General features: G+C 74.0%; 12 protein-coding genes. 3 read left to right on the top strand and 9 right to left on the bottom strand.

Features of this window, described 5'->3' with window-relative positions:
• The first annotated feature begins 112 nt into the window (after window positions 1–112).
• The 3 genes from AC156L_RS10385 to AC156L_RS10395 are packed head-to-tail and all read left to right on the top strand — an operon-like array spanning window position 113 to window position 2,592.
• Window positions 113–940, top strand: a complete 828-nt coding sequence (locus AC156L_RS10385; protein WP_330874297.1) for a CPBP family intramembrane glutamic endopeptidase — start codon at window positions 113–115, stop codon at window positions 938–940.
• Window positions 937–2,091 (top strand): sensor histidine kinase, encoded by a 1,155-nt coding sequence (locus AC156L_RS10390; RefSeq protein ID WP_330874298.1) that lies wholly within the window; start codon window positions 937–939, stop codon window positions 2,089–2,091. Before AC156L_RS10385 ends, AC156L_RS10390 begins: the two co-directional genes overlap by 4 nt.
• Before the next feature lie 39 nt (window positions 2,092–2,130).
• Entirely contained in the window at window positions 2,131–2,592 is a 462-nt protein-coding gene (locus AC156L_RS10395) for a pyridoxamine 5'-phosphate oxidase family protein (protein WP_330874299.1), read from the top strand.
• Window positions 2,593–2,637: 45 nt separating this feature from the next.
• Here the strand turns inward: AC156L_RS10395 and AC156L_RS10400 are convergent, their stop codons facing one another.
• From AC156L_RS10400 to AC156L_RS10440, 9 genes are all read right to left on the bottom strand, one after another.
• Entirely contained in the window at window positions 2,638–3,711 is a 1,074-nt protein-coding gene (locus AC156L_RS10400; RefSeq protein ID WP_330874300.1) for a lytic polysaccharide monooxygenase auxiliary activity family 9 protein, read from the bottom strand.
• A gap of 392 nt (window positions 3,712–4,103) precedes the next feature.
• Entirely contained in the window at window positions 4,104–4,721 is a 618-nt protein-coding gene (locus AC156L_RS10405) for a DUF1345 domain-containing protein (RefSeq protein ID WP_330874301.1), read from the bottom strand.
• Window positions 4,722–4,800: 79 nt separating this feature from the next.
• Window positions 4,801–5,520 (bottom strand): alpha/beta fold hydrolase, encoded by a 720-nt coding sequence (locus AC156L_RS10410; protein WP_330874405.1) that lies wholly within the window; start codon window positions 5,518–5,520, stop codon window positions 4,801–4,803.
• 93 nt (window positions 5,521–5,613) lie between these two features.
• A complete protein-coding gene (locus AC156L_RS10415) occupies window positions 5,614–6,447 on the bottom strand; it encodes an alpha/beta fold hydrolase (protein WP_330874302.1) in 834 nt (277 codons plus the stop codon).
• Between the two features lie 48 nt (window positions 6,448–6,495).
• Window positions 6,496–9,276 (bottom strand): ATP-binding protein, encoded by a 2,781-nt coding sequence (locus tag AC156L_RS10420; RefSeq protein WP_484406773.1) that lies wholly within the window; start codon window positions 9,274–9,276, stop codon window positions 6,496–6,498.
• Window positions 9,277–9,957: 681 nt separating this feature from the next.
• Entirely contained in the window at window positions 9,958–10,806 is an 849-nt protein-coding gene (locus AC156L_RS10425; RefSeq protein WP_330874406.1) for a GNAT family N-acetyltransferase, read from the bottom strand.
• Between the two features lie 31 nt (window positions 10,807–10,837).
• On the bottom strand, window positions 10,838–11,971 hold the full coding sequence (locus tag AC156L_RS10430) for a M20/M25/M40 family metallo-hydrolase (RefSeq protein WP_330874304.1): 1,134 nt from the start codon (window positions 11,969–11,971) through the stop codon (window positions 10,838–10,840).
• Window positions 11,971–15,267 carry a serine hydrolase gene (locus AC156L_RS10435; RefSeq protein WP_484406775.1) on the bottom strand — a complete coding sequence of 1,099 codons (3,297 nt, stop codon included), beginning with the start codon at window positions 15,265–15,267 and terminating at the stop codon, window positions 11,971–11,973. Before AC156L_RS10435 ends, AC156L_RS10430 begins: the two co-directional genes overlap by 1 nt.
• A complete protein-coding gene (locus tag AC156L_RS10440) occupies window positions 15,264–16,010 on the bottom strand; it encodes an ABC transporter ATP-binding protein (RefSeq protein ID WP_414719802.1) in 747 nt (248 codons plus the stop codon). The genes AC156L_RS10435 and AC156L_RS10440 overlap by 4 nt, the downstream gene beginning before the upstream one ends.
• Window positions 16,011–16,062 lie beyond the last annotated feature (52 nt).

A 16,062-nucleotide genomic window follows, 5' to 3' on the forward strand; every position in this document is an offset into this window, starting at 1 on the left:
GAGCGAGCTACCCACGACTGTCCACCGCGCGGTGACGATTCCGGGCGGGTGGATCCCTAGCGTTCTCACCGTAGCCGCGGCACCCCGCCGCGGACCTCGCGGAGGAGACGTCATGCGGTTCGTGAAGCAGCTCTTGGCCGTCGCGGCGGTCAGCCTGGTCGGCGGTCAGGCCGTCGCCGCGGTGCGGGCGACGAGCGACTGGCTCACCCTGGTCCTCGGACTCCTGACAGCCGTGGCCGCGGTCGCCGTCTACCGGTGGGTGGTGCGGCGCACCGAGCACCGGGAGCCCACGGAGCTGGCCGGGGCGGGCGCCGTCGCCCGAACCGGTCGGGGCGTGCTGATCGGGTTCGCCATGTGCGCGGCGGTCATCGTCAACATCGCCTTCCTCGACGGGTACCACGTCAACGGCCTCGGCTCGGTCACCGGGGCGCTGGCGCTGCTCGGGTTCATGTCGGCCGCCGCCGTGGGCGAGGAGCTGCTCTTCCGCGGGGTGCTGTTCCGCGTGGTCGAGGAGCGCACCGGTACCTGGATCGCGCTGCTGCTGACCGGTGTCCTGTTCGGCCTCATGCACCTGGCCAACCCCGACGCCAGCCTGTGGGGCGCCACCGCCATCGCCGTGGAGGCCGGGTTCATGCTCGCCGCCTGCTACGCCGCCACCCGCAACCTGTGGGTGCCGATCGGGCTGCACTTCGGCTGGAACTTCGCGCTGGGCGGCATCTTCAGCGCCGCGGTCTCCGGCAACGGCGCGTCGAAGGGCCTGCTGGACACCACGATGTCGGGGCCGGACCTGGTCACCGGCGGCGAGTTCGGCCCGGAGGGCAGCCTGTACACGGTGGCGGCGGGCGTGGTGCTGACGCTGGTGTTCCTGTGGCTGGCCCACCGCCGCGGCCACATCGTCCCGCGTCGCGGCCGCACTGCCGGCGCTACAGTTTCCCGGTGATCGACCTCCGGAAGGTGTCCGCCCGCTGGCAGGGCTGGGACGTCGCGGTCCGGGACCTCCCGCTCGCGCTGCTGCTCGCGCTCACGTCGCTGCTGCCCGCGCTGCACAACCGCGGCACGCAGATCGGTGAGCTGCCGGGCCGTCCCCTCGACGCGCTGACCTTCGTGGTGATCGGCCTCCAGTGCCTCCCGCTCGCGGTCCGCCGCCGCTGGCCCGCCCTGTGCCTCGCCCTGGTGCTGCTCGGTTTCGTGGTCGACCAGCTCCGCGGCTACCACACGGTCGCGGGCACGGCGGTCCCCCTCGCCCTGATGAGCGCGGCGGCGCACCTGGAGCACCACCGGCGCACCGCCGCCGTCCTCGCCACCGCCGCGTACGTGGCGATGGTCGTCGGACTCTTCCGGCTCGGGTCGCCCGAGACGCTGATCGGGTTCACGACGTTCTACGCGGCGCTGGCCGCCGCGTGGGCCGTCGGGGCCTGGCTGAGGACGACCCGGATCGCCGAGGCCGAACGCCGCGGAGCCGTCGCCGCGGCCACCCGCGTCGCCGAGCGCACCCGCATCGCGAGCGAACTCCACGACGTCGTGACGCACCACGTGACGGCGATGGTGGTGCAGGCCGAGGCGGCCCGCTACCTGACGGCCGCCCCGGAACGCCTCGACCGGTCGCTGACCGCCATCACCGACAGCGGCAGGCGGGCCATCAAGGACCTGCGGAACCTGCTCGACCTGCTCAACCCGGAGCACGGCGCCGAACCGCGCACGCCGTCGGTCGGCGAACTGCGCTCCCTGGTGGAGCAGACCAGGCAGGCCGGGCAGCCGGTGGAGTTCACCGAGGACGGGGCGCCCTCGGCGACGACCGGCAGCGCGGCCATCGCGGCCTACCGGGTGGTGCAGGAGGCGCTGACGAACGCCCTCAAGCACGCCAACGGCAGCCGGACGACCGTCCACGTGCGACACGGCGGGGCGGAGACGACCGTGGAGGTCAGCACCGACGAGTCCGGGTCGCGGTCCTCGTCGCCCGGTGGGAGCGGGCGGGGTCTCGCGGGGCTGCGGGAGCGGGTCGACGTGCTCGGCGGCGAGTTCAGCGCGGGGCCGCGGGCGGGCGGCGGCTTCGTCGTGCGGGCGCGCATCCCCACGGGCAGCGCGTCGTGACCTCCTGGGGGCGCGGTCACCGGAGTAGCCTCTTCCCCCGTGCCACCGTGGAAGACGTTCGAGCAGGCCGAGCCGGAGTTCGCCGCGCGGGTGCGGCGGCTGTTCGACTCGGGCCGCCACAAGACGCTCGCGACCCTGCGCGCCGACGGCTCGCCGCGCATCTCCGGCATCGAGTGCGAGTTCGCCGGGGGTGACCTCCGCTTCGGGTCGATGCCCGGCGCGCGCAAGGGCGCCGACCTCAGGCGGGACCCCCGGTTCGCCCTGCACGGCCCCACCTCCCACCCCGTGGAGGGCAGGGAGGGCGAGTGGCCGGGCGAGGCGAAGATCGCGGGCCGGGCCGTCCCGGTGGCCGAGGAGGCAGGCGGTGAGCAGCCCGCCGGGGAGACGTTCGTCGCCGACGTCACCGAGGTGGTCGTCACGGCGCTCAACGCCGAGGCGACGAGGCTCGTCGTCGAGTCGTGGACGCCCGAGCGGGGACTGCGCAGGGTCGAGCGGGAGTGACGCGCGCCGTGGGGGCTCCGGGCGGAGCCCCCACGGCGGCGTTCGTCACGGACTGGTGCAGGTCACCGTCGGCAGCGAGTTGGTGCCGGAGTAGCTGACCGCGAACCCGAAGTTCACCGATCCCTCGGGTGGGATCGTGCGGTTCCAGTCCACGTTCTTCACCACCACCTCGGCCCCGGACCCGGAGCGCACGCCGTTCCACACGCTGTTGACCGTCTGGCCGTCGGCGTAGGTCCACCGCGCGGTCCACCCGTTGTAGGCGGTGGCGCTGTGGTTCATGACCTCGACCTCGCCCTGGAAACCGCCCTGCCACGCGCTGGTGATCTTGTAGATCGCCATGCAGTGCGCGTCGCCCGGCGGGTTCTGGCCGGTGGTCGTGGTCGTGGTCGTCGTCGGACCGCCGCCCCCGCCGCCGACCCCGGTGACCTCGCCGTTGCCGCCGTCGAAGACGACGTCGGAGCAGTTGTAGAAGGTCTCCTGGCTGTCGGACCTGGTCCACACCGAGTAGACGAGGTGCCTGCCCGACTTGCCCGAGGGCAGGGTGGCGTTCCAGTTGTACTGGCCGTCGACCGTGCCGACCTGGCCGACGCGCGCCGGGTCCTTGATGCTCGCGAACGGCGTGCTCTCCAGGTCGTCCCACGCCAGCGCGCGGGTCGGGCTCCAGCTGTCCTTGGTGATGTACAGGTGGAACGTGCCGGGGTGCGCGGCCCACGCGTTGTACGCCCAGGCGAAGTTCGCGCCGGAGGTCAGGTGCGTGAGCGGGTAGTCGTTCCTGGCGAGGTCGAACCCGGAGTAGGTCGGGTTGCCGCCGCTGCACAGCTTGCCGTCGGGGATGAAGCCGCGGGTCCGGCCCGCGCCGTCGGAGCGCAGCACGCCGAACCAGTTGTAGAGGGCGTTGTCGCCGCCCGCGGACACCGCCGCCGCGCAGCCGGGGTTCTGCGGCACGATGTTGCCCTGCGGCGACAGGCCGTCGCGCCAGCACAGGAAGGTCCGGCTGCCCGGTTTCATCATGGCGCCGTGGGCGGACGCCGCGGTCGGACTGATCACGTTCACGAGCACGGCTATCAGCACACCGGTGACACCGGCCGCGGCCAGCGCGATCCATCGTCGGGCCGTCACGTCGTCCACCTCCTCGTCGAGGTTCTGGGAACGCTCCCAGAACCTCGACTGTAACGGCCATCACGCCGGAGTGTGAACACCCAATCACCCACTGCGTCCACTCGGACGCACGCGCACCCCCGTCCCGCCGAACGAACCGGGCGACCACAGCGGCCACCGCGGCCGCCTCGGTGACGACCAGGCCCGGTCACCCAGCAGGACCACGTCGGCTGGCGAGCGGTGCGTGGAGGCCACCCGAACCCGGTGGCAGTGGTCGACGTGGACGCGATCCGGACCGCGCTCGGCGGGTGAGGCCGGAACGGTCAGCACGGCAGGACGGCGTCGACGATCTCTCGCGTGTCGTGCACCCGCGCCGCCGCTCCCGGTCCGCGCCGGGCGGCACGCTCGGGTGATCAGCCGCCGATCACGCCGATGGCGATGCCGAGCATCGCGGTGTTGTAGACGAACGAGAGCACACCGTGCGCGAGAACCCGCAGCCGGATCCCGGAGGTGCGCGACTCGACGTCGGAGACCGCGAACGTGGTGCCGACGGTGAACGAGAAGTACGCGAAGTCGATGAACGTCGGGTGTTCGGTGCCGGGGAACACCAGCAGCTTCTCGGGCAGGTCGGCGTAGTAGGCCTGCGCGTAGCGGTCGGCGTAGCCGAAGTGCAGGATCCCCCACGCCAGCAGCACCGCGGGCACACCCACGACCTTGCCGTTCACCGCCTCCTGGGTGCCCTCTTCGCCGACCACGATGAGCAGGCCGGACATGATCCCGATGAAGCTGGTGATCAGGGTGAACAGGGTGCCGCTGCGGCGGCCCAGCGCGGTCTTGACCCACGCGCCCTGGTCGTCCCCCGCCCGCTTGCCGCGCCTGAGGCGGATGACGCGGATCGCCAGGTAGACGACCGCGAGGACGTCCCACAACGCGATCCACCTGAGGTCGTCCGAGAAGAAGATCGGGAGACCGAGCAGGACGAGTGTGCCCTCGATGGTCCGGGACAGCACGATTGACGGGCTGAAGCGCATGACTTTCCTTTGTCGGGGCAGCAGGGGTGGCCGGTCGACCCGGTCCCGCGACCCTCCTGGTCGCGGGGCCGGGAAGGCGTCAGCCCGCGGCGCGGAGGATGAGTTCGGCGACCGCGTTCGGACGCGAGACCGCCACGGCGTGCGAGGCTCCGGCGACCGTCGCGGTGGCGCGTGAGCCAGCCCGGTCGGCCATGAACTCCTGTGCTCGCACGGGGATGTTCTTGTCGGCGCCTGCCAGCAGGAACCACGAGGGGATGCTCGCCCAGGAGGGCGTGCCGGACGCCTCGTTCAGGGCGACGTCCCGGATGGGGCGCTGGGTGCTGGCCATGAGCGCGGCCTGTCGCGCCGGGACGTCGGCCGCGAACTGCTGCCGGAAGAGCGCGGGCTTGATGTAGAGGTCCGTCGAACCGTCGGGCAACGGGACCGGTGCCAGCGTCTCACCCAGCGTGCTGCCGGGGTGCTCCGCGGCGAGCCGCGCCGCTGCTTCCCCCTCGGCGGGGGCGAAGGCGGCGACGTACACCAGAGCCTTCACCTTCGGGGAACGTGCGTTCACGTTGGTGATGACGGCGCCGCCGTAGGAGTGGCCGACGAGCACCACGGGGCCGTCGATGGTGGCGAGACGCGTGTCGAGGGCCTCGGCGTCGGAGGCGACTCCGCGCAGCGGGTTGGCCACGGCGACTGCGGTGAAGCCGCGTCGCTGCAACCGTTCGATGACGGGGTTCCAGCTCGCGCCGTCGGCGAAGGCGCCGTGAACGAGGACGATCGTGGGCTTCTGACCGGACGTCGGGTGGGCGGCCACCGCGTTCGAGATGCCGAACGGGGCGAGCCCGGCGGCGGCGAGGACGGCGAGCAGAGCGGTGATGCGGTGTCTGAGCTTGTGCACGTCAGGTTCTCAGTCCGTGAGGAAGGCGATCAGGGCGGTGTTGACCTCGGCCGCGTGGGTGAGCAGCAGGCCGTGCGGAGCGCCGTCGACCTCGACGTAGCGCGCGTTGGGCAGGCGGCGGTGGAATTCGCGGGCGGTGGCGTCGATCGGCAGGATGCGGTCGGCGGTGCCGTGCAGGATCAGCGACGGCACGTCGATGCGCTCCACGTCGGCCCTGAAGTCCGTCAGCCACGCCGGGACGCACGCGTACGCCGCCACGGGTGCCGAGGCGATGGCGGTGGCCCAGTTCGCCCGCAGCGCGGCATCGCTGAGACGGGACCCGAGCGTCTCGTCGGTGTTGAAGAAGTCGACGAAGAAGTTCTCGTACCAGGCGTAGCGGTCGGCCTCGGCCTGCTCGGCGATGCCGTCGAACACCGACTGCGGCACGCCCGCGGGGTTGTCCTCGGTGTGCAGCAGGAACGGCTGGAGCGCACCGAGGAAGGCCGCCTTCGCCACCCGCTGCGAGCCGTAGGTGCCGAGGTAGCGGGCGACCTCGCCCGAGCCCATCGAGAAGCCGACGAGGACGACGTCGTTCAGGTCGAGCCGGGTCAGGACCTTGTCCAGGTCGCCCGCGAAGGTGTCGTAGTCGTAGCCCGTCATGGTCTTGCTCGACCGGCCGAAGCCCCGGCGGTCGTAGGTGATGACCCGGTAGCCGGCCTTCACCAGCGCGTCGGTCTGCTTCTCCCACGACTGCCCGTCCAGCGGGTAGCCGTGGATCAGGACGACCGGCTGGCCGGAGCCGTGGTCCTCGTAGTACAGCTCGACGTCGGTCGAGCCCTCGGTGCCGACGGTGATGGTTCCCATGGTGCCTTCCCGCCCGTCCGCCGTGTGCGGACCGGGCACGGCACGAACCTAGGGAGCGAGCAGGGCTGGCCGCGTCCGTCGGACTACGTCTTCGGCGTACGTCGTCGTGCCGCGCAGCACCGCGGCGAGTTCGCCTCGTGACGTCACGCCCAGTTTGGGGAACATCCGCTGGAGGTGCGTGCTCACCGTCCTGGGCGAGACGTACAGCCGCTCGCCGATCTCCCGGTTGGTGAGCCCTTGCGCGGCGAGCTGGGCGACGTGCAGCTCGGTCGACGTGAGCCGGTCGACGGCGGCCGGGTCCTGGCGGGGCGAGGACGTGCCCGCCGCGCGCAGCTCCTGGCGTGCCCGCTCAGCCCAGGCCGACGCGCCGAGCGCGTCGAAGACCTCGCGTGCGGCCCGCAGGACCACACGGGAGTCCGCGGGCCGCCGGTGCCGCCGCAGCCACGCGCCCAGAGCGAGGTGCACCCGCGCCCGTTCGAACGGCCAGTCGACCGGGACGGCGTCGAGAGCCGCCCGGTAGAGCTGCTCGGCGGCGTCCGGCGGGCTGAGCAGGGCGCGAGCGAGGCGCAGTCCGCAGAGCAGGGCCGGTGAGGGCGTCCCCTCCGCGAGCGGCTCCAGCTCCCGCAGGACCTCCCGCGCCGCGTCGGTGAACTCGCTGCGCACAGCCGCCTCGACCAGTTCGGCGACCCCGTAGAACCGCAGCCAGGGGTGGAAAGCGGGGTCGGCGGGGTCGAAGGCGCGCTGCAGGTGCCCGAAGGCGTCGCCGTAGCGTCCCTGGCAGAGGGCTTCCTGACCGCGAGCCATCTGCACGATGGCCAGTGCCGGGCGCGCGCCACAGGGAAGAGCGGTGCGCTCCGCCTCCGACGCCCACGCCTCCACACGCGGATCGCCGCAGACGGCGGCGAGCTGTGCGCGGATGGCGTGCACCATCGCGTGCACGAGGGGCTGACCGGTCTCGCGGGCCAGCTCGGCGGCCTCCTCGGCGGCGAGGTGAGCGGCGCGCACGTCGCCGAGCCGTGCGGCGCTGCCCGCCTGGACGCACAGGGCCCTGGCCAGCATCGACAGACGGCCCTGCGCACGGAGCGGGTCCAGTGACCTCGCCGTCAGCCGACCGGCCAGGGCGGGAGCACCCACCGTCACCGCGGCGGCGCCCAGGAGCTGGTCGCCCTCGGCGTCCTCGGACGAGCGCTCCAGCTGACCGGCCAGGCCCTCGAGCGCCGTTCGGCCGCGCTCGACCGGTGCGCAGTACGCCCGCAGGGCCACCAGGTCGGCGTTGTCCGCGTGCACGGGCATCCGGTCGGCCGCGGCGGCGACCCGCCGGCGAGCGGCCGGCCCCGGCTCTCCCCAGAAGCAGTGCAGGACCGCGCCCCACAGCATGCGCAGTCCCAGCACGGGCTCACCACCGGCAGCGGTCTCGACGGCCAGCTCGGCCAGTTCGGCGGTCGCGGTGCCCTCGCCCTGCGCCGCCCCCTCGACCAGGGCGATGCCGACCCAGGCCGCACGCCCCTGGTCCCGGACCGACAGGTCCAGCGAGCGCGCCTGGGCCAGCAGGTGCGCCGCGACGTCGCTCTGGCCCGACTCCAGGGCGAGCTCGGACGCGCGCAGCAGCCGGTCCGCTCGTGCGGAGGGGTCCGCGGTCAGCTCCGCCGCTCGTCGCAGCGCGGCCAGGGCCGCGGCGACACCACCGCGCCGCACGGCCCTGCCGGCGGTGAGGTCGAGTTCCCGCGCCGCGTGCTCGTCGGGACCGGCGGTGGCGGCGGCGCGGTGCCACGCCTGCCGGTCGGGCTGTCCCTGGAGCTCGTGGGCGAGAGCGGCGTGCGCGGCCTGTCGTTCCGCGGCCGTCGCGGCGTGGTGCATCGCCGAACGGACGAGCGGGTGCCGGAAGACCATCCCCCAGGGCTCCAGCAGGCCCGCGCCGACCGCCGGTTCGAGGGCGGCGACGCCGACCGCCGTCCCGAGCATCCGGGCAGCGGCGGCGAGGCACTCGTCCATCGTTCCGTCACCGTTGAGGGCCGCGAGGAGGAGGACCGCCCGCGTGTCGGCCGGAAGCCGGGAGACCCGTGCCGTGAAGGTTCGCTCCAGCCGTTCGGTCAACGGCAGCGGACCCGGCGTGAGGGCGTAGGCCCCACCGACCGACCGCAGCGCGACCGGCAGCTCGGTCAACGCCAGCGGGTTCCCCGCCGCCTCCACCAGCAGTCGCCGCCTGACTTGCTGCCCCAGGTCGGGGGCCACCGCGTCCAGCAGCTCGCCCGACACCTCGTCCGTCAGCGGGTCCAGGTGCAGCACGGGCAGCCCGGCGCAGCCGAGCCGGTCGTCGAGGCAGCGGGTGACGGCGACCAGGGCGAGGGGGTCGGACTCGATCCGCCGCGCGACGAACCCGAGCACGTCGAGGCTGGCCCGGTCCATCCAGTGGGCGTCCTCGACGACCACCAGCAGCGGTGCCTTCACGGCCGCGTCCGACAGCAGGGTCAGCGCGGCCAGGCCGACGAGGTAGAGGTCGGGCACGAACTCGTCGACGAGCCCGACGGCCGCGCGCAGGGCGGCGCGTTGCGGCGCCGGCAGGTCGTCGATCCCGTCTCGGAGCTGGTGGACCAGCTGGTGCAGGCCGGCGCAGGGCACGTCCTCCTCCGACTCCACGCCCACCGCCGTGATCACCCGCGTCCCGCGGTCAACGGCCCGCGCCGCGGCCTCCGCGACCAACGCCGACTTGCCGATCCCAGGGGCGCCGAGGACGACCACCGCGCCGCCCGACCCCGAGGCGGCCTGCTCGACCAGGGCGGCCAGTGCACGGCGTTCCGTCTCGCGTCCCAGCAGCGCCCGTCGTTGCATGCCGCGCTCTCTCTTCCGTGTGACTTCCCGCTGCCGACGAGCGGCCGCGGTCCGCAGAATGGCACGCGCGTCGCTCCGGGCAAAGCGAGGGCTCCAGTGCCTTCGGGAGTATTCGAGCACCCGCTTGAACGTTCCACGGGCTCGTCGCTCACGAGGTGGTGCGGTTCACATCCGGGACTCGTGCGGGACCGGCCGTCCGACAACGTCGATCGGAACACCCGGCGACCGGCTTTCGGCTGACGTGAGCTCAGCCTGCCGGGCCTGCGCTTCCGCTACCACAGGACGGTTCAGGAACGTCCGGGGGATGAGGTGCCGCGGTCCGGAATCGGCCAGCCCGGAACCGCGCACCGCCCTCTGCGCAGGAACTCCTGACTCGGTGGGGGGTTGCGGGATCGGCACCAGCAGATGGCGCGGTGCACGCCAGGGCCGGAGCCGTGTCGGCTGCCGCGGCGGGCGGTCACCGGTGTGATGCCCTTGGACCGCGCCAAGTCCCGGTCGGGGACACGGCCACCGGGATGCCGTGTCCTTCGGTGAACAGGGGGTGCTCCGAGCCCGTTCCGGCCGCTCTGCCGATGCTCGACCCGATTCCCGCGCGGTGGCTGCACCTCGCGCTCCAGGGCATCGGGTTCACCGACGAGGTGCCCCGCGGTGACGTGGACCGAATCGCCGTGGCCGCTCGGGTCACGACTCCCGGCGCACCACGTACCAGCCGGTGCGGTCGAACCCGTCGACCCGGCCGCCGCCGTCGAGCAGACCGGTCAGCGCGTGGCGCACGGCGAGGCGCCAGCGCCGCGCCAGGTCGGGGTCGGTCGTGCGGAGACCCTCGACGTTCCGCGGCACGGCCACGAGGGAGGTGGCGCCGTCGAGGCTGCCCGGCAGCGGGCCGCCGTCCTCGGCGACGCCCAGCGCCACCACCGCCCCGGCCGCGAGTTCGTCCGCGGCCACGGCGCTCGTGGTGCCACCGCCCGCCGCCCGGTCGCGCAGCGCCCAGCGCACGAGGAAGCGGTCGGAGTCCTCGTCGCCGTTGATGGCGTCGAGCATGGGACCGTAGAAGTTCGTGAGGTACTCGGTCGGTCGCGCGCCCAGCTTCACCAGGTTGAAGTAGGCGTTGCGCGCCACCAGCGGGTCGAACGTCCAGGCGATCTCGGACAGGCCGCGCGCCAGCGCCCACGACCGCTGGTGCTGCTTGAGCGCGAACCCGACGCTGCGACCGGTGGCCGAGCGCGAGACACCCGCGATGTGGCTGTGCAGCGCGTCGCTCGCGGGCGCGTGGACGAAGCCGACGCAGGCGCCCACCAGCCGGTCGCCCTCGAAGGCGCCCGACACGTAGTTGCCCGCCTTGGTGAAGGCGCGCAGGAGTTCGATCGTCACCGGGGGGTTCGCCGAACGGCCCCAGACGGTGGCGAACAGGTCCACCACCTGGTTCAGCTCGGACAGGTGCGCGAGGTCGCGGACCGAGACACCGGCGGCCCTCGCCGCGGCGAGGGCGGTGTCCACCGCGCGGGCCTGCTCGGGCGCCGCGGTCTTCATGTCGGTCACGGCGTTCGTGCTCCTCAACTCGTCAGGGGTGGTCATGGCCGGGCGCCGCGGGAGCCGGGGTCGCGGAGTCCGCCAGCAGCTCCTCGACCAGCGCGCGCAGCAGCGCGGTCCGGCCGGGCACCTCGCCGACCAGCACGTGCTCGTCCGCGGCGTGGGCACCGCCGCCGACCGCGCCGAGACCGTCCAGGGTGGGGGTGCCGACGCCCGCCGTGAAGTTGCCGTCGGACGCGCCGCCGACGGCGGCCGAGCCCGGCGCGGGCAGTCCGAGGCGCGACGCGATCGTCAGCACCCGCCGGTGCAGCGCCGCCGACGAGGCGGCCTCCAGCGGCGGCCGGTTCACCCCTCCCGCCACCTCGACCCGCGCGCCGGGCAGCGCCGGCGCCAGCGCGCCGATCGCCCGGTGGACGCGCTGCTGCTCGGCCGCGGTCCTGGCGCGCACGTCGACCGCGAACGACCCGGCGGCGGGCACGGTGTTGGTGGTGGTGCCCGCGCGGGCGGCGGTCGCCGTGACCGTGGTGCCCGCCGCGGGGTCAGCGAGGGCGCTGACGGCCAGCACCTGGTGCGCCAGCTCCTCGGTGGCGTTCACCCCGCGCTCGGGTTCGAGCCCGGCGTGCGCGGCCAGCCCGAACACGCGCACCTCGTACAGCGACACGCCCTTGCGCTCGGTCTTGAGGGCTCCGCCGTCGGCGGACGCCTCCAGCACCAGCGCGGCGGTGGCGGCCCTCGCCTCCTCCTCGACCAGCTCGCGGGAGCTGGGCGACCCGAGTTCCTCGTCCCCGGTCACGAGCAGGGTGACGCCGTCGAGACCGGCCGCCGCGTGGAACGCCATCACCAGGCCGACCTTCATGTCGAAGCAGCCCGGTCCGCGCAGCACCCCGTCCTCGACCCCGTACGGGTGCTCGGCCAGCGAGCCCAGCGGCCACACGGTGTCGTGGTGGCCCAGCAGCAGCACCCGCGACGGCGCCGGGCCGAGCCGCCACCGCAGGTGGGTCCGGCCGTCCAGCACGATCCGCTCGGGCGCCACGCCCAGGCGCGCGGTGCCGACCCGTGCGACGACCTCCGCCGAGCGGGCGACGGCGGCCAGGTCGGCCGACGGCGACTCGCACTCGACGAGGGTCCGCACGTCGGCGAGCACCTCGTCGAGGAGGTCCGCCATCAGGACACCCTCGGCGTCGCGCGCACACCGAAGTGCACGTACCGCTCGCCGGTCGGCAGCTCGTAGAAGGTGACCGGGGCCCACGTCTCCGCCTCCGGCGGCTTGACCGCGAACAGGCCGGGACCGGCCGGGACGAGCGGGTGCTCCTCGACCGGATCGGGCAGCAGCGCCGCGAGCGGGCCGCTGATCGTCGTCCGCAGGAGCGGGCCGTCGGGGCCGTCCTCGACCTCCATCCGCACCGCGGACCGCTCGTACACCCCGACGTACGGGGTCACGTCGACCTGCACCGGCTCCTCCGGCGGCGCGAACGGGCGCGGCACCGCGACGTCCGCCACCTCGGCGAAGACCTCCCGGTAGAGGTCCTCGTACAGGTCGCGGGTGTGGCCGCCGTTGGTGAGCAGCACGACCGCGAGCCCCTGCTCGGGCAGCACGCGCAGGAACGCCGCCTGCCCGAGCGTGTTGCCGTCGTGGCCGAACAGCCGGTGGCCGTCCCAGTCGAACCGGATCCAGCCCAGCCCCCACGAGTCGCCGAGGACGAGCTTGTCCGGCAGGTCGGCCTGGTGCGCGGTCATGGCCGCCGCGCTCTCCTCGCCCAGCACGCGGGTGCCGTCGGCGGCGACGCCGCCGAGCAGGTGCATCCGGGCGAAGGCGAGCACGTCGGCGGCGGTGGAGGTGACCAGCCCGGCGGGACCCACCGAGCGGAACAGGCCCCAGGCCTGCGCCGGGACGGCCTCGCCGTCGCGCTCGTCGTGGCCCATCGCCGCGCCGAACGCCAGCGCCTCCTCCGGCAGCGTCACGGTGTGCGCCAGCCCGAGCGGGGTGAACAGCCGCTCGCGCAGGGCCTGGTCCCAGGTCTGCCCGGTGACCTTCTCGATCACGCGGCCCAGCAGCGAGTACCCGGAGTTGCAGTAGGACCAGGTCACGCCGACGGGGTGGTTCTGCCCGGCCTCGCCGAGCAGGTCGACGTAGCGCTCCAGGCAGTCGTCGCCGCGGCCGGTGTCGGTGAAGACGTCGCCGTCGATGCCGCTGGTGTGGTTGAGCAGGTGGCGGACCGTGACCGACTTGGTGGTGTCGGGGTCGGCGAGCCGCAGTTCGGGCAGCACGTCGACGACGGGGGTGTCGAGGTCGAGCCGCCCCTCGTCGACCAGCGTCATCACCACGGTCGCCGTCCACACCTTGGTGATCGAGCCGATCTGGAACAGCGAGTCGGTGTCGACGCGTGCTCCGGTGCGGACGTTCAGGACGCCGTGCGCCACCTCGACCAGCTCGTCCTCCGCGCCGCCGGTGCCGAGGCGGAGCAGGCCGAGCTGCGCGCCGGGCACCCCGTGGCGCTCGGCGAGCCGGGTGAGCCGCCGCTGCCAGTGGGCGGCGTCGATCCGGGCCCTGCCCCCGCGGGTGGTGTGCTGCTCCAGCCAGTCGAGCACGCGGTGGTTGAAGTCGAGCCGCTGCGAGGGCGGGCCGAGGAGGATGAACACGTGCGAGGCGTTCGGGTAGACGACCAGCCGGGTCGGGACGCCCTGCTCGCGCAGCGCCGTGTGCCACTGCTGGGCCTGGCTGACGGGGCAGGTCAGGTCGTCGGCCCCGTTGACCACGAGGGTGGGGGTGCGGACGTCGGCGACGCGGGTGAGCGGTGACATGGCGGCGTAGCCCTCCGGGTTCTGCCGCGGGGTGCCGCCGAGCTCGTACGCGCTGAGGAAGTGGCTGTCGTCGCTGGTGCCGCCCATGCTCACCAGGTCGCTGACCGGCCCGCCCGCGACCGCCGCCGCGAACCGGTCGTCGTGGCCGGTGAGCCAGCACGCCATGAACCCGCCGTAGCTGTAGCCCGCGACCGCGAGCCGGTCCGGGTCGGCGAAGCCCTCGGCGACGAGCTGGTCCAGCGGCTCCAGGAAGTCCCCGGCGTCCGCGACACCCCACGCGCCGCGGACGCCGTCGTAGAACGCCTCGCCGTACCCGTCGCTGCCGCGCGGGTTGACCAGCAGCACCGCCCAGCCCCGGTTGACCAGTTCCTGGTGGTAGAGGTGCATCTCGTCGGCGGCGGCGTTCCACGCGTTGTGCGGTCCGCCGTGCACGTCGAGCAGCACCGGCCGAGCACCGCTCCGCTCGGGGTCGTGCACCAGCCAGGCCTGGACGTCCGTGCCGTCGGAGATGGTGAACCACCGCTCCTCGCGCGGGTGCTGGTCCACTTCGGACAGTGCGGCGCCGTGGTCGGTCGGCGTGGTCTCGGCACCGGTCGCCAGGTCGACGACCGCGATCTCGCCGAACGACGTGGGCGTGGCGAGCGCGACGGCGGCCCGGCCCGCCGCGATCGACAGCCCGGAGACGACCCGGCCCGCGCCGTCGACGACGGGACGGGCGTCGCCGCCGTCGGTGCCGACCGACCACAGGTGCGTGCAGCCGCGGTCGCGCAGGCAGAACCACACCCGGCCGTCGTGCTCGTGCGGCAGGCCGCCGGGGTAGGCGGTGGCGCCGGGCATCACGTTGCGGTCCAGCGCTCCCGTGAGGTCGGTGACCGAGCCGTCGTCGACACCCACGCGGAACAGGCGGGCGTGGCCGACGGGGTCGCCGGACCAGCCGACCACGAGCAGCGCCGACCCGTCGGCCGACCAGCCCGCGGTGCTCGCGACCCCGTCGGCGAACGCGAGCACGCGCGGCCTGGCGTGCGGCGCGTCGACCTCCAGGAGGTGCACGGGCGTGCGGTGCCGCAGGTCGCCGTCGGGGCCGGTCCGCCGGGTGAAGACGAGGGTGCCGCCGTCCGGCGACCAGTCCGGCGGGCCCGCGCTGTGCGGCCCGTCGGTGAGCTGCCGGACCTCGCGGGTGGTCGGGTCGAGGACGTGGAGCTGCGTGCGGACCCGGCCGAACATCCCCGAGCCGTCGGCCTGGTAGTCGAGCCCGTCGGAGACCATCGGCCCGGCACCGCCGGACGGGTCGACCGGCGCGGTGAAGGCGAGCCTGCGGCCGTCCGGGCTCCAGCGCGGTGCGCCCGCGCCGAGCGGCAGGTCCGTCACCCGCTCGGGCACCCCTCCCCCGGCGTCGAGCACGGCCACCTGCCCGTCGCGGACGAACGCGAGGCGGGTGCCGTCCGGCGACCACGCTGGCGCGGCGTCGTCCGACCCCGCGCTGAGGCGTCGGGGTGGGCGGCCGTCGGTGTCGACCAGCCACAGCTCGTCGACGTTGCGGTCCAGGTCGGTGTCCGGGGTGCGGAGCACGTAGGCGATCCGGCTCCCGTCCGGCGACAGCGCGGGCTGCGACGGGACCGCCACGTCGGTGAGGTCCTCGATGCGCATGCGTCGCGTCATGGCTGGCTCCTTCGCGTGGTTCGTCCGGGTACCGCGGCGAGCAGTTCGCGGGTGTAGTCGTGGTCGGGCGCGGTGAGCACCCTGGAGGTGGGGCCCTGCTCGACGACCCGGCCGTGCCGCATGACCGCGACGTGGGAGGCGACGTAGCGGACCACCGCGAGGTTGTGGGAGATGAACAGGATCGTGAGCCCGAGTTCGCGCTGGAGCTCCCGGACCAGGTTGAGCACCGCTCCCTGGACGGAGACGTCCAGCGCGGACGTGATCTCGTCGGCGATGACCACGCGCGGGCGGGCGGCCAGCGCCCGCGCCAGCGCGACCCGCTGCCGCTGGCCGCCGGACAGCCGCGACGGGACGTGGTCCGCGCACACCGGGTCGAGGTGCACGAGGTCGAGCAGCCGCTCCACCTCGGCCCGCCGCTCGGCGCGCGTGCCGCCCGGCGGCATCGCCTCGGCGACGCTCCCGCCGACGGTCATCCTCGGGTCGAGCGAGGAGTAGGGGTCCTGGAACACCATCTGGAGCGGGCGCGGCCTGCCGCGGGTCGGCACCGGGGCGCCGTCCAGGGTGATGCGGCCCGACGTCAGCGGGGCCAGGCCGACGGCGGCCCGCGCGAGCGTGGACTTGCCGGACCCCGACTCGCCGACGAGCCCGACCACCTCGCCCCCCGGCACGGTGAGGCTGACGCCGTCGACGGCGGTGGTCCGGCCGTAGCGGACCGTGACGTTGTCGAAGCACAGCTCGCTCACGTTCGCTCCACCAGGTCGTCGGTGTTCCGGTCGGGGACCGAACTCGGCGCGC

The sequence above is a fragment of the Umezawaea sp. genome, assembly GCF_057122925.1.